The 24,466-nt window shown below is 41.5% G+C and carries 18 protein-coding genes; 9 read left to right on the top strand and 9 right to left on the bottom strand.

Annotation, left to right across the window (positions count from 1 at the left end; translation table 11 throughout):
• Positions 1-27: 27 nt before the first annotated feature.
• Positions 28-1,380, bottom strand: coding sequence for a cell envelope integrity protein CreD (creD, locus tag M2273_RS30365; RefSeq protein ID WP_429402099.1), 1,353 nt, complete (start codon positions 1,378-1,380; stop codon positions 28-30).
• A 162-nt stretch (positions 1,381-1,542) separates the two neighbouring features.
• Here creD and M2273_RS30360 point away from each other — a divergent pair, with 162 nt between their 5' ends.
• Positions 1,543-1,929, top strand: coding sequence for a hypothetical protein (locus tag M2273_RS30360; protein ID WP_429402097.1), 387 nt, complete (start codon positions 1,543-1,545; stop codon positions 1,927-1,929).
• A 3-nt stretch (positions 1,930-1,932) separates the two neighbouring features.
• Here the strand turns inward: M2273_RS30360 and M2273_RS30355 are convergent, their stop codons facing one another.
• The 4 genes from M2273_RS30355 to kbl all read right to left on the bottom strand — a co-directional run bounded on the left by M2273_RS30355 (position 1,933) and on the right by kbl (position 5,268).
• Complete coding sequence (locus M2273_RS30355) at positions 1,933-2,514, bottom strand: TetR/AcrR family transcriptional regulator (RefSeq protein ID WP_429402095.1); 582 nt, start codon at positions 2,512-2,514, stop codon at positions 1,933-1,935.
• 3 nt (positions 2,515-2,517) lie between these two features.
• Positions 2,518-2,928: a Rieske (2Fe-2S) protein gene (locus tag M2273_RS30350; RefSeq protein WP_429402093.1), complete on the bottom strand. Its 411-nt coding sequence runs from the start codon at positions 2,926-2,928 to the stop codon at positions 2,518-2,520.
• Complete coding sequence (gene pheS / locus M2273_RS30345; RefSeq protein WP_429402092.1) at positions 2,925-3,959, bottom strand: phenylalanine--tRNA ligase subunit alpha; 1,035 nt, start codon at positions 3,957-3,959, stop codon at positions 2,925-2,927. The genes M2273_RS30350 and pheS overlap by 4 nt, the downstream gene beginning before the upstream one ends.
• 118 nt (positions 3,960-4,077) lie before the next feature.
• Complete coding sequence (kbl, locus tag M2273_RS30340; protein ID WP_429402089.1) at positions 4,078-5,268, bottom strand: glycine C-acetyltransferase; 1,191 nt, start codon at positions 5,266-5,268, stop codon at positions 4,078-4,080.
• Between the two features lie 131 nt (positions 5,269-5,399).
• Between kbl and M2273_RS30335 the strand changes: the two genes are divergently transcribed.
• The 7 genes from M2273_RS30335 (at position 5,400) to M2273_RS30305 (ending at position 19,311) form a co-directional block, all read left to right on the top strand.
• Complete coding sequence (locus M2273_RS30335) at positions 5,400-7,880, top strand: DUF5686 and carboxypeptidase regulatory-like domain-containing protein (RefSeq protein ID WP_429402087.1); 2,481 nt, start codon at positions 5,400-5,402, stop codon at positions 7,878-7,880.
• Positions 7,881-8,085: 205 nt separating this feature from the next.
• Positions 8,086-9,045, top strand: a complete 960-nt coding sequence (locus tag M2273_RS30330; RefSeq protein ID WP_429402085.1) for a rhodanese-related sulfurtransferase — start codon at positions 8,086-8,088, stop codon at positions 9,043-9,045.
• Positions 9,046-9,160: 115 nt separating this feature from the next.
• Positions 9,161-12,052 carry a ligand-binding sensor domain-containing protein gene (locus M2273_RS30325; RefSeq protein ID WP_429402083.1) on the top strand — a complete coding sequence of 964 codons (2,892 nt, stop codon included), beginning with the start codon at positions 9,161-9,163 and terminating at the stop codon, positions 12,050-12,052.
• A gap of 260 nt (positions 12,053-12,312) precedes the next feature.
• Positions 12,313-15,303, top strand: a complete 2,991-nt coding sequence (locus M2273_RS30320) for a SusC/RagA family TonB-linked outer membrane protein (protein ID WP_429402081.1) — start codon at positions 12,313-12,315, stop codon at positions 15,301-15,303.
• An 11-nt stretch (positions 15,304-15,314) separates the two neighbouring features.
• Positions 15,315-16,850, top strand: coding sequence for a RagB/SusD family nutrient uptake outer membrane protein (locus M2273_RS30315; RefSeq protein ID WP_429402079.1), 1,536 nt, complete (start codon positions 15,315-15,317; stop codon positions 16,848-16,850).
• A 120-nt stretch (positions 16,851-16,970) separates the two neighbouring features.
• Positions 16,971-18,323, top strand: a complete 1,353-nt coding sequence (locus M2273_RS30310; protein ID WP_429402078.1) for a glucoamylase family protein — start codon at positions 16,971-16,973, stop codon at positions 18,321-18,323.
• 190 nt (positions 18,324-18,513) lie between these two features.
• Positions 18,514-19,311: a prolyl oligopeptidase family serine peptidase gene (locus tag M2273_RS30305; RefSeq protein WP_429402076.1), complete on the top strand. Its 798-nt coding sequence runs from the start codon at positions 18,514-18,516 to the stop codon at positions 19,309-19,311.
• A gap of 184 nt (positions 19,312-19,495) precedes the next feature.
• Here the strand turns inward: M2273_RS30305 and M2273_RS30300 are convergent, their stop codons facing one another.
• The 4 genes from M2273_RS30300 to M2273_RS30285 form a co-directional block, all read right to left on the bottom strand.
• A complete protein-coding gene (locus M2273_RS30300) occupies positions 19,496-20,323 on the bottom strand; it encodes a hypothetical protein (RefSeq protein WP_429402074.1) in 828 nt (275 codons plus the stop codon).
• A gap of 79 nt (positions 20,324-20,402) precedes the next feature.
• On the bottom strand, positions 20,403-20,621 hold the full coding sequence (locus M2273_RS30295) for a DUF2442 domain-containing protein (protein ID WP_429402072.1): 219 nt from the start codon (positions 20,619-20,621) through the stop codon (positions 20,403-20,405).
• Positions 20,622-20,748: 127 nt separating this feature from the next.
• Entirely contained in the window at positions 20,749-21,474 is a 726-nt protein-coding gene (locus tag M2273_RS30290; RefSeq protein WP_429402070.1) for a YebC/PmpR family DNA-binding transcriptional regulator, read from the bottom strand.
• A 97-nt stretch (positions 21,475-21,571) separates the two neighbouring features.
• Positions 21,572-22,522, bottom strand: coding sequence for an NAD-dependent epimerase/dehydratase family protein (locus M2273_RS30285; RefSeq protein ID WP_429402069.1), 951 nt, complete (start codon positions 22,520-22,522; stop codon positions 21,572-21,574).
• Between the two features lie 878 nt (positions 22,523-23,400).
• Here M2273_RS30285 and M2273_RS30280 point away from each other — a divergent pair.
• Positions 23,401-24,408: an aspartate-semialdehyde dehydrogenase gene (locus tag M2273_RS30280; protein ID WP_429402067.1), complete on the top strand. Its 1,008-nt coding sequence runs from the start codon at positions 23,401-23,403 to the stop codon at positions 24,406-24,408.
• Positions 24,409-24,466 lie beyond the last annotated feature (58 nt).

Here is a 24,466-nt window from a genome sequence, read left to right as displayed (position 1 = left end):
GAAGCTTAATCGCCTCACCCTAAGAATTTAGTGTTTATCCCAATTTATTTTACGGGAAAAGTACATTAATACAGCTACTATGATAAACAAAGCAATACTGCCTATCATTAGCGCAAGGTCTTCTAATTGAATGATCACGAAAATGAACACGTAAAATATCGATAGGATAAAGGCAAACAACAACGCCGCCATCTTATTTTTTAACAATGATGCTATAAACACCGCTACAAGCGTAACGGTTGATACGGAAGCCACCAGGTAGGCCCAGTTGTAGCCTATTTGCTCTGAAAAGGAAAGCAACAGCGAATAATAAATGATCATAGCCGCGCCAACCAGTACATAGTTAAATATATGGATCCTTTGCTTGCGGATCACCTCGGTCAAAAACAGGGAGATGAATGTAAGCATGATGATCAATAACGAATACTTGCTGGTACGCATGGTTTTTTGGTACTGATCAACAGGCAGGCGCAGTTTTATGCCAAACACAGCATCTCCCAGCCTTTTATCATTACTGAGCAGGGTATCATTATTTACCCACTGCTGCGGAAACGGCCGGTTATAATACAACATGCGCCAGCGGGCGGTAAAGCCTTTGCTGTCAACTTTACGCTCATCAGGTAAATACCGGCCGTCAAAACTTGGGCTGCTCCAGGTACCGCTGGCTTCTACATCTGTAGTTTTACCTAAATGTAAAAAGCTTAGTGCCTGGCTACCTTTTAAGTCTAACGAATATTCAAATGGAACTTCGCCATTTTGTGCGGTTGAAATATCAATACTGGTTTGCAAGCCGCTGCCAAATAACGAGGTATTATCAAATATGGGCTCGGCCGTTAAGGTTTGCCCGCCGGCTTTTATAACCGGGTTATTCTTTAACCCTTTCAAATCACTTATACTAAAAGTGATACGGGCCTTATTCAGTAAAAGCTGATCGGGAGTTAAGGAAAGGCTGTTCAGATCGGCCTTTGAAAAATTACCCGATACTTTTACAACGGAATTGTAAACGGCTACATCAAATATACCCCGATGCAAAATCTGTGTGGTGAGCGCGGCTTTAATATGCAGATTATTGGGTAGGATGTACAGGTTCTCCATTACCTCGCGGGTGCTTTCTTTTTGCGTTGCATCCACAAATTTAACCTGCGTTTTGTAGGGGATGATAAGCACCGGGCCTTTTATTACCTGGCTACCCGACCATTTATCGGATACATCCTGCATCATATCGTCCTGCCGGTTTGCCCGCTCGGTGATCAGGTTTTGGACCAATGATGATGGAATAAGCAGCACAATGATCAATGCTCCGATAAAAATTAATTTAATGGTTACCGACTCCTTGAGCCAATCCATCAGTCCGCGTTTTTGTGGTTCTTCTTCAATCATGTTTTGTGACAATTAAAAGCACTTTGTATTTCAAAGTTTAAGATTAAAATAAAAGGCTTCTGAAAGCCGTATCAATAACATAAAAGTACTTTGTTATTCAAAGTAAATTAAAATAATCTATCAATCCAAATATTTTACACATAAAGTTCCATACCTTTATAAATGACCACTCAGGAACAAATATATAATTGGTTAATAATGGGACTTCAGCAATCGCCTGTAAAATTTTCGGAAGTGTTTTATTACGACAAACGAGATAACCAGTTCTTTTCCATTTTAATGACCGATTACTTTTTATTTGAGAAAAATGGAGATTTAGCAAAAGAAGCAAGCTCTTCCTACTCAGAAAATACTTTAAAACTGCTTACCGACAGGATAAGAAGAATTAATATTGACAGTAATGTGATTGCCTTACCCAGACTTGGCAGTGATGGTGATGACTATGTACTGCAAGCCGAGGCTTTTCTGAACTTAAATGCAATTAATATTGATGAATCAACCATTTGGGAGGTTGAAGAAAGCGGATCAATAAATACTAAACTACAATAAAACTTACACCGAAATAGCCGCCTTTACCAGATAAGGAAGGATCTCCTTTTGAAAAGAAACAAAGTTTTTGCGCACATCTGAGTCGCTTACGGATGTAAAGGCAAAGCTGAATACGATACTTTTACTGCATTTTATTAAAAACCGTAGTCGTTGCTGGTAAGTTTCATGCCTGCGGATACCTGGTAATTGGATAAAGGAAGCCATCAGCAATTCCTCCAGCTCGTTCGACAGGTTCTTTAAAAACTCCTGCGAATTGGTTGATTCGCGAATAAAATCCCAACCGATAAATTCATTACATACCGTGTATGATAAGCGGCAGGTTTTCATGATGAGGTTGTTTAAATATGCTTCCTCATCCATCTCTGGTGTATTATGGTGCACCAGTTCGTCAACACTGGCCTTTATGTAATCCATTAACAAAACATGTAAAACAGCCTCTTTACTATCAAAGTATTTATAGATAGTAGCTTTGGCTATTTTGGCCTTCCTGGCAATTTCATTAACACTGGTTTTATGGTACCCGAATTTGCGGAACAGGTCCTGTGCCGCACGCTTAATACTATCTTTTATTTTATCGGCTTCCATGTATCAATTAATAACTTGAATTGTGAACTGCGTTGTTACTACCTGGTATGATCTGAGTGCCCGTGTAGCAGGTGCTTTTACAGGCGTTCCATCATTTAAAGAAAACTTTGAACCACTACAAGGGTCGGTAACTGTAAAGCCTGTGTCATCTAATGTAACGGCACATTTTTTTTCGGGCTGATAGCTGCTGCATCGGTCATAGGCTACATAAACACCATCCCCGCGACGGTAAATTATCAATCCTGCAACACCATAGCCATTAATTAAAACCGCCCCGCCCTGGCTATTAAGTGCGCTTAAACGAGGGTCTGTTTTTGAGGCTTCAAAGTTTACCGGGAGGCTCGGAACAGGATCTCCTTTTCCGCAAGAAAAATAACAAATGCTTATTAATATAACCAATATGAGCTTCCTCATAAAATTTCGGTTTGGAATTGTTTTAAAAAGCGAACATCGTTCTCTGAGAATAAACGCAGATCACGGATAACATATTTTAGGTTCGCTATTCTTTCCATACCCATACCAAAAGCAAAACCGGTATATTTTTTACTATCGATGCCGCAATTTTCCAAAACGTTAGGATCAACCATGCCGCAACCTAATATCTCAACCCAACCGCTATACTTGCACATATTACAACCAGAGCCCCCGCAAATGGTGCATGACACATCCATTTCGGCAGATGGTTCAGTGAACGGGAAGTACGAAGGGCGGAAACGCACTTTAGTACCCGCGCCGTATAGCTCCTGTACAAAGTGATAAAGCGTTTGTTTCAGATCAGAAAATGAAACGTTCTCATCAACATACAAACCTTCAACCTGGTGAAAAAAGCAATGCGCACGTGCAGAGATAGCCTCGTTACGATAAACCCTGCCCGGCATAATAGCCCTGAAAGGCGGTTTGCCGTGCTCCATCATCCTAACCTGTACCGATGAGGTATGTGTACGCAGGGCGATATCATCCTTGCCGCTGTTCTTTTTAATGAAGAAAGTATCCTGCATATCCCTGGCCGGGTGTTCTTCGGGGAAGTTCAGGGCCGAAAAGTTATGCCAGTCGTCCTCAATCTCTGGCCCCTCGGCAACCACAAAACCCAAGCGCTTAAATATATCAATGATCTCGTTACGCACCAAAGACAGCGGATGGCGTGAACCAACTGCAAAATCGTCACCAGGCAAAGTGAGGTCAAGTCCTAAGTCTTGAGTCTTAGGTGCTGAGTCAAAATTCTCCTTTAACTCATTATATTTTGCCTCGCCCAGTTGTTTAAACTGGTTTAGTACTTTACCAAATGTGCGTTTTTCTTCGGGACCTACAGTTTTAAATTGCTCAAAAAGGTCTTTTATAATTCCCTTGGTACCTAAAAATTTTATACGAAACGTCTCCAGTTCATCGGCGTTAGCCGGCGAAAAAGCATTTATCTCAGCAGTATATTGGTCAATTTGAGCTTGCATTGTTATTGTGTAATTAAAATTATCGGCAGTAAAAACCGGAATGACTCAAGCTTATGATGCTTCTGGATCTCTCCTCCATCATTTCAACAAGTGTGCAAATATAAAAAATCGATGCTTATTATTTAATCACTGCTAATTCCTTACCCACTTTGGTAAAGGCAGCTATAGCTTTATCTAAATGATGTGTATCATGCGCTGCCGATATCTGCACCCTGATCCGGGCTTTACCTTGTGGTACTACCGGGTAATAAAAGCCGATAACATAAATACCTTCCTCCAGCATTTTTGCAGCAAACTCTTGCGCCAGTTTAGCATCATACAGCATAACTGGTACAATAGGGTGTACACCTGGTTTAATATCAAACCCGGCTTCGGTCATTTTTTGACGGAAGTATTGGGTATTGCTTTCCAGTTTATCACGTAATGCGGTGGTTTCGCTCAGCATGTCAAGCACAGCTATGGATGCACCGGTAATAGCCGGGGCAAGCGTGTTCGAAAACAAGTAAGGGCGAGAGCGCTGGCGCAGCATATCAATAATTTCTTTACGACCGGATGTAAAACCGCCTGACGCGCCCCCCAATGCTTTACCTAATGTGCCGGTAATTATATCAATTAGGCCCATTACGTTATGATGCTCATGCGTACCACGACCTGTTTTACCCATAAAGCCCGAGCAATGGCTCTCATCAATCATTACCAAAGCATTATATTGCTCTGCCAGTGCACAAATCTTATCTAACTGGGCAATGGTTCCGTCCATACTGAAGGCGCCATCAGTTACGATGATACGATGACGCAGATCTTTTGTAGCTTTTAATTTTTCTTCCAGATCGGCCATATCATCGTGTTTATAACGCTGGCGCTGGGCCTTGCATAAACGCACACCATCAATAATGGATGCATGGTTCAACTCATCAGATATAATGGCATCCTGTTCATTAAATAACGGTTCAAAAACACCGCCATTGGCATCAAACGCGGCAGCATATAATATGGTATCTTCTGTACCCAGGAATGCTGATATTTTAGCTTCCAGTTCTTTATGAATATCTTGTGTACCGCAAATAAAACGTACCGACGATAAACCATAACCATGGGTATCCATCACAGCTTTTGCAGCCTGTATCACTTTAGGATTGCCCGAAAGCCCCAGGTAATTATTGGCGCAAAAGTTTATTACTTCCTTGCCCCCCTGTACGGTAATATCAGCGCCTTGTGCCGATGTAATAATGCGCTCTCTTTTATATAATCCGGCATTTTCAATGTCAGCAAGTTCCTGCTGTAAAACTGGCTTTAGTGTATTATACATATAATATGCTGTTTAAAGGGTGCAAAATTAAGCATTACCGCGCATTTGATTAGGTTAATTGAACCTTAAATATTTATTAAGTACGTTTTAAAACATTTTACAGGTAAAAAGTATTTTATTAATTAAAGACTATGAGAAAACACATACTATTGATTCTTATCGCTTTATGCTCTATAAACGCCTCAGCACAACAATATCTATTATCGGGCCGCATAACCGATCAAAAAAATAGTATTATTCCTTTTACATCTGTATATATCAGAAATTCCACCTATGGTACTACCGCAAACGAAGATGGGATATATCAGTTTAAGCTTAATCCGGGTACCTATAATGTAGTATATCGCTTTGTTGGCTATAAAGAAAAGACGATAAATGTAACCATAGCCGATCATGATGAACAGCTTAATGTGCAGATGGACGATGAGGTTTTTGCCACAGAACGGGTAGCAGCCACATACCAAAAGAACCGCGATGCCGCTGATACCATCATGAAACAGGTTATTAAAAAACGAAAATATTATGTTGAAGAAGCTGCATCTTATTCCTGTGCGGTTTATATAAAGGGCGTACAAAAACTGATAAGTGCCCCAAGATCCCTGTTATCACGAGAGGTAAGAAGGACCCTTGATCTTGACTCAAATGGCAGGGGTATACTTTACCAGTCAGAATCATTGTCTGACTTTAGTTTTCAAAAACCCGATAAGGTTAAAGAAGTTACTGTGGCTAACCGGATGGCCGGTCAAAATACCGCGTTTAGCTACAATAAAGCTTCGGACCTGCAGGTAAATTTATACCAGAATGTGTTTTCTATAAATGGATTAAGCACCCGGGGGTTTGTATCACCTCTTGCCTCTTATGCCAGTATTTTTTATCAGTATAAATTATTGGGGACCTCAGTTGAAAATGGTCGTACTATTGACAAAATACAGGTAATACCACGCCGCCAGCACGGGCAGTATTTTCAGGGCAATATTTATATTGTTGAGGGCGACTGGCGTATATACAGCGCCGACCTGTACCTAACCAACAAAATGAGCAACCTTAATCTGGTTGATACCCTGCAGATACGGCAGCAGTATATAGCTATTACGGATAGTGTATGGATGCCAGCTTCTGTACAGTATAACTTTAAAGGTAAGGTGTTTGGTTTTAGGTTTGGCGGCTACTATAATTCCATTTATAATAACTACAAAATCAACCCAACTTTTCCTGAAGGCTTTTTTACCGGCGAAGTATTAAAGATCGATACTGCTGCCAATGCAAAAAAGGAAGATTACTGGGCATCAGTACGCCCAGTTCCCTTAACGGCACAGGAAGCCCGGGACTATCATAAAAAAGATAGTGTAACAGCTTATCAAAAAACAGATCAGTACCAGGATACACTTCAACATACCAAGAACCATATTAATTATCCGGGTTATTTAATATTTGGCTACGACGCCAGCAGCCCGGGTGAAAAAGACTCATTGCATGTATTCCCTTTTATACAAACATTTTATTACAACACCGTAGAGGGTTTTGGCATTAATGCTAAAATCAGATATACCCGTACCATTGATAAATTTCACTCATTCAGCATAACGCCCAACGTACGTTATGGCTTTACAAATAAATTGTTCAGCGCCAATATATACAGTGAATACAGGAACGATCCTTTTCATGCCGCTAAATTCTTTGCCGGTTTTGGCAGCGATGTGCTCGACCTGAACAATGTAGGCACGCGTTCTTTATATTTTAATACGCTAAGTACATTGCTCAGTGAAAATAATTATGTAAAGTATTACAGATCGCAATATGGCATGTTTGGCTATCAGCGTGAAGTATTGAATGGTGTATTGCTTAACGGGAACTTCACCTATGCCAGCCGCAGCCAGTTGTATAATACCTCCTTCGGCCATATCAAAAATGTAAAGAACCGTGAATATACATCAAACAATCCTTTGGCCCCACCTGGTACCCCGGCTGACGATCATTCGCTCTTGTTTCCGCAAAACCAGGCACTAACCTTTGCCGCTTCGGCCACTTTTACATTCGATCAGCAATATGAAACCAGGCCCACAGGTAAATTTAATATACCCTCAAAATATCCAACGTTAACTATAAATTATCGCAGGGGCATTAAAGGCGCATTTGGTTCAGATGTTGATTACGATTTTGCATCGGTTGATATTTCGCAAAACAATGTAAGGGTAGGTTTAACCGGTTTTTCTTCATTTAAATTAAACGCAGGCGCTTTTTTTAATGATAAAAAACTTTACTATATGGACTATAACCACTTTTTGGGCAATCAAGGTTTAACCTTTGACCCAACCTATGTGGGTAGTTTCCATTTTTTACCCTTCTATACCTATAGCACAAATGGCGCTTTTCTCGAGGCTCATTTTCAACATAATTTTGCCGGGTCCATTTTTAACCACATCCCCATTTTAAGAAAACTTAAATTGGAAGAGGTTATTGGAGCAAATTTCCTTACTACAAAAAGCAATACCAACTACCGTGAATTTTACGTGGGTGTGCAACGACTCATCTTTAGGGTTGATTATGGTATATCCTATGCCGGCAATCAAAAATACATACAAGGGTTCAGGATATTTTACGGTATAAGGTAAGGGGAAAGGATAAAGGTAAAAGGCAAACGGTTGCAAATATCCAATAACGAATGTCGAATTTTGAATAACGAAATAAGAAAACATAATACCGAATAAGGAATGTTTAACGTTTGTGCTGATGTAAAACCTTTCGCCTTTTACCTTTCACCCAAAACCCTTATATTTGCACCTCATTTAACACTGTTTGCAACAGTATCAATGGTTTATGGCAATATATAACACACTACTTTACTATTGTTATTCAACAATAGCTGATGCGGAGCAATTTGCTGCCGATCATTTAAAATTTTGTAAAAGTTTAGGATTAACCGGTCGCATCATAGTAGCTACCGAAGGGCTTAACGGTACCGTTTCGGGCACAGCCGAAGCTTGTAAAACCTATATGGATACAGTACATGCCGACGAGCGCTTCGCCGGTATCGATTTTAAAATTGATGAAGTTGATACACCTTCGTTTGTAAAAATGCATGTACGTTACAAATCCGAAATTGTACACTCAGGCCTGCGCGATCCTCATATCATTAACCCCCAACAACAAACCGGCAAACACCTGGAACCAAAGGATTTTTTGGCAATGAAGGACAGGGACGATGTAGTAGTTTTGGATGTACGTTCAAACTATGAGCATTCATTAGGCAAGTTTAAAAACGCGGTAACGCTGGATATTGAAAATTTCAGGGATTTCCCGGCAATGATCAATGAACTGGCCAAATACAAGGATAAAAAGATATTAACCTATTGCACCGGCGGCATCAAATGCGAAAAAGCATCGGCCTTACTATTGCATGAAGGCTTTACCGATGTGTACCAATTGCACGGTGGCATTATTAAATACGGTAAAGAAGCCGGGGGCGAAGATTTTGAGGGTAAATGTTATGTGTTTGATAATCGCCTTTCGGTTGATGTGAACAGCGTTAACCCTGTGGTGATATCAACCTGCTTTAATTGCGGCACAACAACCCATAAAATGATCAACTGTGCCAATCCAGAGTGCAATGAGCATTTTACGCAATGCGATGAATGTGGCACTAAAATGGAAGGTTGCTGCAGCGACGCCTGCCAAAGTCATCCGCGCAAAAGGGTTTACGATGGAACAGGCTATTATGTAAAAGTACCGCAGCCGGTAAATACAGCCAAGAAAAACAACCTGCAATTAGCTGATTAAGTTTACAACAAATCATATAAAGCTTACCCAAACGGTAAGCTTTTGTTTTTTATCCAATTCAAACTGTATTTTCGTAATATTAGTTAGGCTTTGGGCCGATGCTGTTTATTAACCTATGCGTAGATCTATCCTGATTATTATAAGTATTGTTTGCACCTCTGCTTGGTACGCCAGGGCGGTTGATATAAAAAGCATCGGTGTGCCTTATGTGCAAAATTACCCAAAAACCATTTACCAGTCGGGCAATCAAAACTGGTCGGTAACAAGGGATGAGCACGGCATCATGTATTTTGGTAATGCCGAAGGTTTATTGGCTTTTGACGGAAAATACTGGCAACAGCACCACATGCCAAACGGGCTCATTGTACGGTCAGTCTCGGCCGATGGTAGGGGCAAAATTTACGTGGGGGCCTTTGGCGAGTTTGGTTACTGGCAGGATAACAATAAAGGTTTCTTAAAATACACCTCACTAATAAATCTGGTACCTGAAAAATACCGCCCTATCAACGAAGAAATATGGAAAATATATGTTGATGGTGACAGGGTGATCTTCCAGTCGTTTGGTGCTATTTACATTTACTCAAAAGGAAGCGTCAATGTAATAAAGGCTCCAAGACCTTACCTGTTTTTATTTAAAGCAGGTAAACGTTTCTTTATTGAGCAGGTATCTGCTGGGTTATTTGAATTAAAGAACAACCATATGGAGTATGTGCAGGGCAGTAATACATTAGGCAATAGCGGTGTACTATCCATACTTCCCTTTCAGGGCAACAAATACATTATTGGCACCGCTCAAAATGGCCTGTTCATTTACGATGGTCAAAACATAAAACCCTGGGTCAGTCAGGCTAATGACTTTTTAAAAACCTATCAGCTTAATAACGGCGCTATAATACCAGGTAAATACTTTGCCTACGGCACCATACTGAACGGGATAGTAATAATTGATACCGCGGGTAACGTGATACAGCACATTAACAAATCAAGCGGTTTACAAAACAATACCGTTTTAAGTTTATATACCGATACCGAGCAAAACCTTTGGGCAGGTTTAGATAATGGTATTGATCGTATTGAGGTTAACTCTCCGCTGTATTTTTATTTTGATAAAACCGGTAAGTTCGGCACCGTTTACGCCAGTATTATATTTAATAAAAAAATATATCTGGGTACAAACCAGGGGCTTTTTTACAGCGATTGGGTACCCGATAATAACAAGCCTTTCCAGTCATTTGATTTTAAGCTTATTCCTGGTTCGCAGGGGCAGGTTTGGGATCTCTCTTTGCAGGATGGGCGTTTGCTGTGCGGCCATAATGACGGCACTTACCAGGTAAATGAAAATACCATTACCAAAATTTCGACAGTGACCGGTGGGTGGATCATTAAAAAACTAAGCCAGGATATGCTCATACAGGGTACCTACACAGGCTTGGTGGTTTATAAAAAAGATGCATCCGGAAACTGGATATTTAGCCATAAGGTTGATGGCTTTGGCGAACCCTCGCGCTATGTTGAGCAGGATAGTAAGGGGCAAATATGGGTAAGCCATGCTTATAAAGGCATTTATAAATTAACCTTGAGCAGCGATCTTAAAAAAGTAACCTCAAAAATATATTATGATAAGCAATACGGCTTGCCAGGCAGTTATAATGTTAATGTATTTGATTTAGATAACCGTGTTGTTTTTTCATCAGACTCGGGCTTTTATATATATGACGATATTACCGACCGCTTTTTTAAATACACCCAGTTAAATAAAAAGCTGGGTACCTTTTCATCATCAGGCAAAATAATAAAAGCCATAGGCAAAAAGTACTGGTTTATTAACCAGGGGCACGTTGCACTTGCAGATCTTTCTGTTCCCGGTAAGCTCAGTATTGATACCAACAGGTTCACGATACTTAACGGCCAAATGGTACAGCATTACGAAACCATAAACCGAATTAACAATTTAACCTATCTGATCAGTATCGACGATGGATTTGTGATATTGAATGATGGCGATGCCCTGTTGCCAAACCAAATGAAAATACCCCCGGTATTAATACGCCGCATTGAAAACGTAACCGATAAGGTATCTGTGATAAGTGATATGAATAGCAGCCATAACGTAATTGAAATACCTTATACTCAAAACAATATCCGTATTGCGTACTCACTGCCATATTATAAACAGGCCAAGATCAAGTTTCAATACTATTTAGAGGGTTATTCAAGGCAATGGTCTGATTGGGCTCCGCAAAGTCAAAAAGAATTTACCAATCTTGATCAGGGTACCTACCACTTTAAAGTTCGCGCCAAAATAAACGATCAGAATATATCGGCAATTACCACCTTAACCTTTACCGTATTGCCGCCCTGGTATGCAGGTAAGGCCGCTATGATTTTTTATATATTATTGCTGGTTTTGGCGTATTACCTGATCAGGCATTATTACCGCCTTAAATTAAGGCGGCATCAGCAACGTATCCATCAAAAGCTACAGGCAGAAAAGGAAGAATTTTTAAAGCAGGAAGCCATAGCGAATGAACAGCACATCATCAATATAAAGAATGAACAATTGCAGGCCGATTTGGCCAGCAAAAGTCGTGAGCTGGCAAACTCGGCCATGAACCTCGTTTATAAAAATGAGCTGCTGCAAAAAATAAGTGAAGAAATAGCCCACCTTAAAGATAATACAGGCAAAAAATTGGCCGATGATCAGTTACGCAGGATACAAAAAGTAATTGACGAAGGCATGAATGATGAACGCGACTGGAACATATTTGAAAAAAGCTTTAACGAAGCCCATGAAAACTTTTTCAAAAAACTAAAATCCGGCCACCCCGATCTTGTTCCGAATGATCTTAAACTATGCGCTTACCTGCGCATGAACATGAGTAGTAAAGAGATGGCTTCGCTATTAAACATTTCCCTGCGCGGCGTTGAAATACGCCGTTACCGCCTGCGAAAAAAGCTCAATCTGGAGCACGATAAAAACCTTGTTGAGTTTCTCATTGAACTATAATACTACATCATTACCTCTCATAACCCTACTTGACCTTAGTGTACCTGGCTATATATGTGTAGTATGTATAATATACACTAATTGGTTTTAATAAACTGATAATCAATTTATTAAAAATTAAAAACATAACCACTGAGAAAGTGTTCTATATATGACGTATTAATGTTGAGTTAATATTTTTGATAAAACTGTATTATCTCCTCAGCTTTGTCAAATAATAAACCAATTATTTTCAAACCACTTACTTACTATTAACCACTATGAAAAGAATCTTTACTATTTCTGTGTTGGTGCTATTCTGCCTTTTTTTTGTTAATGCTTCATTCGCTCAAAACGCTACGGTAAAAGGCAAGGTTACCGATGCATCCACAGGCGAGGCCTTAATTGGCGTAAGCGTTTCCGTTAAAGGAACCACCACAGGGGCGCAAACCGACGTTAACGGTGCTTTCACACTGTCAGCACCACCTACCGCAACACTTGTTTTTACGTATATTGGCTATACTACCTTGTCGTTGCCCGTTAATAATCAAACCGAATTAATTGTAAAACTGCAACCCGAAGCTAAGGAACTGCAGCAGGTAGTAGTTATTGGCTATGGCACCCAGCGCAAAAGGGACGTAACCGGCTCCGTTGCCAGTGTAAACGGAAGCCTGTTAGCAAAGCAACCTGTGCAAACTCCTACACAAGCCCTACAGGGTAAAGTTTCAGGTGTCCAGGTACTATCATCCGGACAGCCAAACTCAGCACCTATTTTACGTATACGCGGTACCGGTTCTGTACTTGCCGGTGCTAACCCACTATATGTAGTTGATGGTGTTTTAACTGACGATATCAGGAACATCAATAGCTCAGATATATTAAGTCTTGACGTTTTAAAAGATGCTTCGGCAGCCATTTATGGTGTTCGTGGTGCCAATGGTGTTGTTATCATTACCACCAAAAAAGGCAAAAGCGGTCCGGCTGTAGTAAGTTACGACGCTACTGTAGGTTTCAGAGAAGTTGCCAATCAAATACAAATGGCAAATCGAGCACAGTACACCGACTATTTAAAGGATGCCAACCCTACAGCCGACGTTAATGCACCGGTAACATTCCCCGGCACTACTGATTGGGCTAAAGAAGTAGCACGTAAGGCGTTCACCACAAACCATAACATTTCAGTTGCAGGTGGCGGCGAAACCAATACTTATTTTATCAGCGCTAATTATCTTGATGACCAGGGCGTTATTAAAACCAATGGATTTCAACGCTTTACCATTCGTGCAAATAATGATATCAACATATCTAAAAAGGTAAAATTCAGCGAACAAATATCGCTGAGCCGTGGCGCCGAGCGTACAGTTGATTTTAATGCCATTTATGGTAATGTTTACAGGGCCGCACCAATTATTCCCTCAGTTATAGATGGCAAATATGGAAACACTTCTGCCTGGGGTAATGTGGGGAACCCGCTTTTACAGTTAGACAAGGCGAACAGATTTACCCTGGGTAACCGTGTACAAGGTAATGTAGCTTTAGATTATAAGCCAATCAGCTCGCTTACTTTGCACTCTGCATTTAATGCGGATGTTAAGTTTAACAATCAAAAAAATTATCAATACCAGTTCCATTCCGATGATCAAACGTTTACTGTTGGCGGCGGCAATCAACGTCAGGATAATAGTTCCCTGTTTATTCAAAACGATGATTCATACCAGTACACCTGGGACAACACCGCTACCTGGGACAAAACCTTCGGCAATCACCACTTTACTGTTTTAGGTGGTATAGTTACTGAAAAATTTAAATCAAACTTTCTTAACGGAACACGTCAGGATGTGCCTGCCAATGAGGATCAATGGTATTTAAATTTGGGTAACCCCGATGTTAATGCCAAAGATGATAACGGAGGTGGGTTATTTACCAGGCAATCATATGTTGGCCGTATAAATTATGGCTATGGAGGCAAATATCTGTTAAGCGGCTCTTTCAGGCGCGATGGTAGCTCCAAATTCAATGAGCACTGGGGTAATTTTTATACTTTCGGCGGCGGCTGGGTAATTTCGGAGGAATCCTTCATGAAGGATAACCACATATTTGACCAGTTAAAACTACGCGCAAGCTATGGTAAATTAGGTAATGATAATATTGATCAGGCGCTATACATTATTACCGCTACGTCAAACCTGCCCTACTACTTTAATAACGGCACACTCAATTTGGGTAGTGTAATACAGGATATTAAAGATACTAACTTAAAATGGGAGACTACTAACCAGCTTGATATAGGCTTAGACTTTGCCATATTGAACAGCCGTTTAAGTGGTGAGATTGACTATTACAATAAAAAGGTAAAGGATGCCTTAACCCTGGTAACTTTGCCTGGTATATTAGGCGACCCAACTAATGATTTTGTAACTAATGCCGCCTCATATAGCAACAAGGGTATTGAACTTGGTTTAAAATGGAATGATAAGATCAATGATAAACTTTCTTATTCCATAGGTGGCAACATCAGTTACAATAAAAATAATGTAGATGGCTTGAATGGTGGCCAGGCTTTATTAAGAGGTGGTGCAAATGGTAAAACTATAACCAGCACAGATAATGGCCAGCCCATAGCCAGCTATTTTGTATTGCAGGCAACAGGTGTTTTCCAAACCGCGGCCGAAGCAGCAGCAGCCCCTACCAATACCTTTGAAGCCAATAAGGTTGGCGGGTTAAAATACGCGGATATCGACAAGAATGGAGTTATTGATGCTAACGATCGGGTTTTCGCGGGCTCTTATCAACCTAAATATTATGGCGGTTTTAATTTTAGTGTTAATTACACAAACTTTGATTTGAGCGCTGACCTTACAGGTAACTGGGGCAACAAAATTTATAACGGTAAAAAGAACTCCCGGGGCAGTGAAAACGACAACATTGAAGCCGGCTATGCAAACAGTCGCTTTACTACTGCCAGGCCATCAAATACCGATCCTTCTGTAATTACTTCAGCTACGCCTCCGTCAACTTACTTTATTGAATCGGGCGCTTATCTGCGGTTAAACAACCTTACATTGGGTTATACATTACCATCGGCTATGCTTAAACGGGCTAATATTTCACGATTAAGACTTTACCTGACCTCACAAAACCTGTTTACTTTAAAACGTTACAGCGGTTCATCTGCTGAATTGTTCCAAACAGATATTCTACAATCAGGCATTGATGCTACCAACTATCCGGTAACCCGCACTTTTGTTTTTGGCGTGAACCTTCAATTTTAACTTTCAGCATTATGAAAAAGATATATAATAAAAATTTAAACATTATAGCCGTTTGTATGCTGGTTGCAACAGCAACGCTAAGTGCTTGTAAAAACTACCTTGACGTTAGTCCGCAGGCTGCTATAACCCAGGACCAGATAGCTTCTGATCCGAATCAGGCCAAAAATTTGGTAACAGGTATTTACAATGTATTTTATATAGGAGGGTTTGAACCCGATATTGATAGCTTTCAGTTTGTGATCTTGAGCGATATTGCGTCTGATGATGCCGATAAAGGAAGCTCTCCGGATGATTACGGCGATGCCAAACAAATTGATAACCTGCAAACTTCAGCATCAAACGGCGTTGTAAACAATGTTTGGACAGGCCTTTATCAGGGCGTTGCCCGTGCTAACCAGGCGCTGGATAAATTACAAAACGCGCAATTTGACGCCGCTACTAAAAACGCGCTCATTGGCGAAGCCCGGTTTTTGAGAGCTTATTTTTATTTCAACCTGGTTCGTTTATATGGTGGCGTACCATTGCTTGACAAGGTTCCTCTGGCCAGTGAGGCTAATCAGGATAAATACCAGACACGTGCAAGCGCTGATGATATTTATAAATTTATCATAAGTGATTTAGATTTTGCCGTTGCCAATTTACTTGACAAAAAGGTTACGGAAGTAGGTCGAGCGAATATAAGTACAGCTCAAGCTTTAGAAGCCAAAGTGTACCTGTACATGAAAAATTATCAAAAAGCCTATGACTTGTCTAAGGCGGTTATAGATGGTAATAATTATTCACTTGTTAAAGATTACTCGCTTATTTGGCGTCAAAGGGCCGTAAACGGAGATGGTGGCAATAATAACTCCGAATCAATTTTTGAGATACAGGCCGGTATAAATAAAAGCTGTACTGCAGGTATTAACCTATACACAGTATCGCAGGGGCCCCGTGCCGGAGGCAAATTTGGCTGGGCCGATCTTGGCTTTGGTTTCAATAACCCATCTGAAAGCTTATTAAATGAATATGAGGCTAATGATGTTCGTAGAGCAGCTACAGTAATTACTATACAGGATCATGGCACTGTACTTTGGGATGGTTTCCGTATTCCGAGCCGCGATTCGGTACAAAATGGCACTTATAGCTATAAAGCTTACCATAGCCGTACAGCCGAAGACAATTGCGGTGGCAGTACAGATCGTTTACCAAAGCAGGTACGCATTTTACGTTATGCCGATATTTTGTTGATCAATGCCGAAGCCGCCTTTCAACTTGGCCGGGTACTTGAAGCAACTACCAACCTGAATCTTGTACGTACCAGGGCCAAATTGCCTGCTGCAACAGCTTCGTTAGCAACAATATGGCATGAACGCCGCATGGAGCTGGCCGAAGAACATGACCGTTTCTTTGACATTGTTCGTCAGGATGCGGTGCAACCAGGTCGTGCGGCTGCGGCATTTGCTGCACATGAAAAAACATGGGCTGCTAAATACGCGTTGTTTCCTATCCCGCAAACACAAATTGATTTAAGCGGTGGCAGATTGAAACAAAATCCAGGATACTAAATAATTGGTTTAATAAAAGTTGGTTGATTGAGTTATGAGGTTTGTCTGTCTATACCAGGCAGGCAGCCTCTTTTAACTGCCCTTTGATCCCTGTAAAGGAGATCGCATACATATATCTACATGAAAAAATTACTATTCGCCCCATTTATACTGCTGATTGCCGTAAGTTGTTTTGCCCAAAAAACCGAAAAAAATACTTCAACAGGCATTAAGCCGGTTGGCATTATAAAAAATTTAACCGATAGCGCGTTGCTTGATGTGGTACAACGCCAAACATTTCGCTATTTCTGGGATTTTGGTCACCCGGTAAGTGGCCTGGCCCGTGAGCGCAGTAATACCTCTTTTGATTATGGCAATGAGGTGGTAACCACCGGCGGCTCGGGCTTTGGTATCATGGCCCTTATAGTTGCCGACAAGCGTAAATGGATAAGCCATGACCAGGCCGTTGACCGTATGGTGAAGATCGTTAACTTTTTATTTAAAGCCAATTCTTTTCATGGCGCTTTCCCGCATTGGTTGAATGGCGAAACCGGCAAAGTAATTCCTTTTGGCCGCAAAGACGACGGTGGAGATATTGTGGAATCGGCATATTTATTTCAGGGATTGTTATGCGCCCGCCAGTATTTTACTGGTAATAATCCAAAGGAACAACGCATACGCAATGTGATCAACTGGATGTGGGGCGAAATGGAGTGGGACTGGTACACCCGCGATGGCAGGGATGCATTGTACTGGCACTGGTCGCCAAACAACGGCTGGGCCATGAACTTTCCGATACATGGCTTTAACGAATGCCTGATCACTTATGTACTGGCCGCCTCTGCAGACCGCTATCCGGTTAGTGCCAGTGTTTATCACGGGGGCTGGGCCCAAAGTGATTTTTTTAAGAACGGAAAAACCTTTTATGGCATTAAGCTCCCCTTAGGATTTGATTATGGCGGCCCGCTTTTCTTTTCGCAATATTCATTCCTGGGCTTAAACCCTAAAGGCTTAAAAGATAGGTATGCTGATTACTGGGAGCAGAACAAAAACCATACGCTGATCAATCATGCATACTGTGTTGATAACCCTAAAAAGTTTAAAGGCTATGGCGAGAATTGCTGGGGGCTTACCGCCAGCGATAATTTTGAAGGCTATAACGCCCATTCGCCTACTAATGATCTTGGGGTCATAACACCAACAGCGGCATTATCTGCATTTCCTTATACTCCTGAATACTCTATGAAGGCCCTGCGCCATTTTTATTATGACCTGGGCGATAAGATTTGGGGTGAATATGGCTTTACCGATGCCTTTAGCGAATCACATAACTGGTATGGAAAATCATACCTGGCTATTGACCAGGGCCCAATTGTAGTAATGATAGAAAACTACCGTACCGGCTTGTTATGGAAACTATTTATGAGCTGCCCTGAAATACAGAACGGGCTTAAAAAGTTAGATTTTACAAGCTCAGCGCTTGTTAAAAATTAAGAAATAAACGGCATTTGGAATGACCTACAGTGTTTGCTCTATAAGCGTATAAGATTTCTCCTCGTACCTCGTTCGAAATGACATGGAGGATTAAATGAATAAAAATATTGAAAAAATATAAATCAAAAGGCGTTAAATTTGTTTTAATAACACCTGCCAGTTGTGGCAAAAACAGATTTAAACGCATCAAATGATCTACAAAAAATTTATCATAGGAATGCTAAGTTTACTCTTAGCATTTTCTTTTTCCGCACGTTCACAAAATTTATCATCTTTTGACAGGGGCAGCCTTATTGTTAAAGGCGATACATTACCTTACCGGCTATTATTCCCAAAACATTTTGATCCTACTAAAAAGTATCCCCTGCTATTTGTATTGCATGGTGCCGGGGAGCGTGGGAGTAACAACGAGGCACAATTAAAATATGGACCTTCGCGCTTGTTGCAGGATAGTGTAAGGGAAAAGTATGAAGCTATTGTGGTTTTTCCGCAGTGCCCCACTAATAGCTACTGGTCAAATGTGCAGCAGGAAACCGACGCCGCTACTCAAAAAAGAAAATTCGTTTTCCAGGTAAATGAGCAGCCAACTATAGCCATGCAATTGTTATTAGGCTTGGTTGATCAGTTTTTGGATAAGCCATTTGTTGACAAACACCGTGTTTATGTTGGCGGCCTTAGTATGGGTGGTATGGGTACATTTGAGATCATTGGCCGCAAGCCAAAAGTGTTTGCCGCCGCTTTTGCCATATGCGGTGGTGATAATACCCTGAATGCCAAAAAATATGCTAAAAAAGTCCCCCTGTGGATCTTTCATGGCAGTAAAGACAGCGTTGTACCGGCTGATCATTCTGAAGTGATGGTGGCAGCAATTAAGGAAGCCGGCGGTGACCCTAAATTCACCCTCTATCCCGGTGTTGACCATAACAGCTGGGACTATGCCTTCAAAGAACCAGAGCTGTTAAGCTGGTTGTTTTCGCACAGTAAGTAGTTAGAGGTTTTGAGTAGGGAAATTTGAGAGCTCCACTCTGCTCGCAAAATACTTCGCGCGTCATTACGAAATACGAAGCAATCTCAATGCTGTACAGAGCAAAAGGGAAAGTTTAGAATCTGCATGCTCGACCTGCTTGTGTAGAGATTGCTTCGTACCTCGCAATGACGCGCGGCAGGAGCAATTATTCCTGGTCAGGTTTTGGCGGGAGGTTTTTCATATTAAACCTGGGCTTGTAAGCAGGCTTAGTGGCAGGCTCTTCAGTAGCAGGAGGAGTATCCGACTTTTCTTCAGTCTTTTCAACTGGCTTTCCTTCGTTTTCAACAGGCTTGGATTTAACCATTCCTGGTTGGAAACGTGGCTTGTAGGCCGGTTTAGCAGCGGGAGTTTCTGCAGAAATTTCTGTTTTTTCTTGATCCTCTGTTTTATTCTCTTCTGGAGTGGTTTCGTTTTCCGTGGGTTTAGGCTTTGTCATACCCGCCTGGAAGCGTGGCTTGTAAGCCGGTTTCATGGCTTCAGTAGCAGGTGTTGTGTTTTCTTCCTTCACCTCGGGCTTTTCAGTCGCGCTTGTTTCACTGTCCGCCGCCTTTGGTTTCATCATAGCAGCCTGAAAGCGAGGTTTAAAAGCAGGCTTGGTTGCGGTATTTTCAACAGGTGGCGTAGTTTCTGCTGCTTTGGTCTCCGGTTTTTCTTCGGTCGGTTTAGCTACATTGGGAGCCCTGAACTTTGGCGCAAAACCTAATTTAGGGTCAGGGGTGCCCGGTTCAATCAAGCTTTCGGTAATGGTTTGTTCGGCCAGTTGGTTCTCTATGATTACTTTTTCTGTTTTTATTTCCGGCGCTGCCGGGAATTGTCGCCGTAGCTTATTGAACCAGTACTTTTTGGTATGGTCAAAGCTTTTTTCGCCCATTTGTTCGTAATGAGTTTTGAATTCAGAAAATAGCGATTGCTCGCCTTGTTCCAAGGCAACCAGGTCGATCTTTTTCTTTTTAAAAAACTCTTCGAAAGTCATTGGTTTTAGCTGTTTAGAAACAAGAATCAAGACACAAGATAAGTTATGGTTCTTGTCTCCTGATTCTTATTTCTTGGTTCTATGAAGTTGCTACATCCACATCCAGCTTATTAAAATGGATGCCTTTATCGGTTTGTTTCCAGTCCTCACGCTCCTCATCAGTAGCATTCAGTAATTTCGGGAACCACTCCAACGGAAAAGCCTGTTGTTTGCCATCCGCTTTTTCCACAAAAAGTAAGCCGTTAGCAAAGGTTACCTTTATCTTTTTCTCTTCCTTACGTGAACTGAATAGTGGCATAATGTTAATTATTTAAACCTGTTGTTGCGGGGTACGAAACAAGCAGATCAAATATGCTTTTCCATTCGCCCTGTATAGCATAGAGATTGCTTCGTTCCTCGCAATGACGATTAGTGAAAAATCAAAATTACTCCGCCATATTATGGTAAACAGCCTGTACGTCGTCGTCCTCTTCCAGGCGATCTATTAACTTCATGATATCTGCAACCTGCTCTTCGGTTACTTCATGAAATGATTGTGGTACACGCTCTAATTTAGCCGATTTTACATCAATACCCAACTCTTCAAGCATTTTTTGCATTTTGCCAAAGTCTTCAAAGGCAGTATGTATTACCGCAATATCATTCCCATTTTCATCCGCCTCCACAAATAAATCTTCCAAACCGGCATCTATCAGTTCAAACTCCAACTCTTCCAGGTCACGCTCGCCCGGCTCAAATGTAAATACAGATTTACGGGTAAAAATAAAATCAAGCGACCCGGTTTTACCCAATGATCCGCCATATTTAGTAAAATAACTACGTACGTTTGCTACCGTACGATTGGTATTATCTGTAGCCGTTTCAACCAAAACGGCAACACCATAGGGCGCGTATCCTTCGTAAACCAGTTCTTCGTAATCTTTTTCATCGCGGCTTGTTGCCCTTTTTATAGCAGCCTCAACGCGATCTTTAGGCATGTTTACTGCCTTCGAGTTCTGAACTGCTGTTCTTAAACGCGAGTTGGTATTAATATCGCCACCGCCGGCTTTTACAGCCATTACAATCTCTTTACCTAAACGTGTAAACTGCACGGCCATTTTAGCCCAGCGCTTAAATTTTCTTTCTTTGCGGAATTCAAATGCTCTTCCCATGTTTTCTTAGCCCCCAGCCCCCTAAAGGGGGAGCAGGAGTTATTTTATTTGTTATACCATAAGCCTACTCGCTCCCCCTTCAGGGGGTTCGGGGGCTCTAAATTACATTTTTTAAATTGGTTAGCATATCATTGGTCATTGTCGCCAGGTCATACTCTAACTTCCAGCCCCAATCCCTTTGAGCATAACTGTCGTCAATTGATTTTGGCCAGCTATCGGCAATGGCCTGTCGCGGATCGTTTTCTGCGTAGCTTATTTCAAAATTAGGGATTAGTTTTTTTATTTCATCGGCCAATTGGGTAGGCGTAAAGCTTATCCCCGCCAGGTTGTATGATGACCGTATAGTCAGCAGATCGGCCGGAGCATCCATCAGCGATATGGTGGCCCGTATGGCATCATCCATATACATCATTGGCAAAGCGGTGTCTGCAGATAGAAAACTTTGATAGTTCCCTTTTTTTAATGCTTCATGAAATATATGCACCGCATAATCAGTAGTACCACCACCCGGATTAGCCCGCCAACCTATAAGGCCGGGGTAACGGATGCTGCGCACATCTAATCCATATTTAGTAAAATAATACTCGCACCAGCGTTCGCCGGCCAGCTTGCTGAAACCATAAACCGTATTAGGATCCATTACGCAATACTGCGGCGTATGATACTGCGGCGAATTAGGGCCAAATACCGCTATGGAGCTTGGCCAAAAAACTTTGGCAGTTTTAAACTCTACCGCAAAATCAAGTATGTGTATGAGGCCGGTCATGTTCAGGTCCCAGGCCAATTTGGGTTTTTGTTCGCCTACGGCCGATAATATGGCTGCCAGCAGGTAAACCTGTGTAGGGCGGTGCTTATCAAAAATGTGGTGCAGATTATCCTTATCAAGCACATTAACAATTTCATAAGGCCCGCTGTGGCGTATAGCATAACCCGGATCATTGATGTCAGATGCTATTACGCTTTCGGCACCGTGGATATTTCTCAAGGCCATTACCAGTTCTGTACCGATCTGGCCGTTGGCGCCTATCACTAAAATCTTTTCGCTCATGCAAATTTTGAGTTTAGGCAAAGGTAAAAATTTGGGCGAAATCTGTTGAAGTAGTTGATTAAGTTTATTGAAGAATGAATTGTGGTTTTGAATAGTTCAATACCCGCTCCTGGCCATTGCCTTTTACTTTTGCTGCACCAAAAGTAACAAAAGTGCTTTTTCTTTTTAGGCTTCTTTGCCGCACATGGCCTCTACCCTGCAAATCAGCCAGAACCACGGCTGCAAAAAGTTGCCCCACTTTGTTCCCTCAATTCCACCGCTTCGGCAAATATTTGCTATGCCCTTTACCACGCTCAAGGCCACCATTGTTCTGCCTGATTTCGTCCGAAGCGAGCTGCACTTGTCTGAAGCAGAATTTTCTGAATTTTTCACGAGTTAATTTTTACCCGTTCAAGAGGGCTTCGCTGTTTAAAAATTGACAGAATAATGAATCTGCTCTCCCTCCGGAAATGATTAGTAAAATATTCTTCCCCTCAGCAGATAAGCTTCGGGTAAAATCAGACAGAACACCGTGGCCTCTGTGTAGGGAAGGGCATTAGCAATTTTTACTGAAGCAGGGGTAGCGGGAACGAAGTGGAGTAAAAATTAAGCAGCCCGTGGTTCTGTCTGATTTGCGGGGCTAAGGCCTTGAGCGTAAAGAAGCATTTCTGCTGAAAGCCTTTTTGGTTACTTTTGTGGCGACAAAAGTAACTGGCCCTCCCGCGGCCAGGAGCGGGTATGCAACATGCATTCACATCATGCTAATCTAAGATTGCATCGTATCTAACAAAACTACCTCACCTATCAACTACAAATTACATAGACTAAGTTCTATAATAACTGTAAAAAAATTCGCATATTTGGGGTTTAAGTTTTTAATACATAACAATTAAACAAAAATGAAAGTCGCAGTAGTAGGTGCTACAGGATTAGTAGGCACCAAAATGTTGCAGGTTCTTGAAGAACGCAACTTCCCCGTTACAGAATTAATCCCCGTAGCTTCAGAGAAAAGTATTGGTAAAGAAATTACTTTTAAGGGTAAGCAGTTTAAGGTGGTTTCTGTTGAGGATGCGATTAAGATGAAGCCGGACGTAGCTATTTTCTCGGCCGGCGGAAGCACTTCATTACAGCAAGCTCCACTTTTCGCGGCAGCAGGCACAACTGTTATTGATAATTCATCGGCATGGCGCATGGATCCAACCAAAAAACTGGTTGTACCCGAAGTTAATGCCCATGTGCTTACCGCTGAGGACAAGATCATTGCCAACCCAAATTGCTCAACCATACAAATGGTAGTGGCCTTAAAACCGCTGCATGATAAATATAAAATAAAAAGGGTGGTAGTTTCCACTTACCAATCGGTAACCGGCACAGGCGTTAAAGCTGTTGACCAGTTATTTAACGAGCGTAATGGTATTGATGGCCCTAAGGTTTATCCTTATACTATCGACCTGAATGTTATCCCGCAGATTGACGTATTTACCGAAAACGGTTATACCAAAGAGGAAATGAAAATGATCCTGGAAACTAAAAAGATCATGGGCGATGACAGCATACAGGTAACCGCTACAACCGTACGGATCCCGGTTATGGGTGGTCACTCAGAATCAGTGAACGTAGAGTTTGCCAATGATTTTGACCTGAACGAACTAAGGGAGCTATTGGCAAAATCACCAGGTATTGTTGTGGTTGATGATCCTGCCAACCTGAAATACCCAATGCCCCTTGATGCGCACGATAAAGACGAAGTATTTGTTGGCCGCCTGCGTCGCGACGAAACCCAGCCAAATACTTTGAATTGCTGGATAGTATCAGACAACCTGCGCAAGGGCGCTGCTACCAACGCTGTACAAATTGCTGAATATCTGGCTGCTGCTCATTTAATTGGTCAGCCGGTTGAAGCATAAGTAAAATAATTTAATTCGGATAATATTTTAATAGGGATGATCGTTTGATTATCCCTAT

It is taken from the genome of Mucilaginibacter lappiensis, assembly GCF_050433765.1.
In the GTDB taxonomy this organism is placed as follows: Bacteria; Bacteroidota; Bacteroidia; order Sphingobacteriales; family Sphingobacteriaceae; genus Mucilaginibacter; species Mucilaginibacter lappiensis_A.
This window is presented reverse-complemented; position numbering and strand designations above follow the sequence as displayed.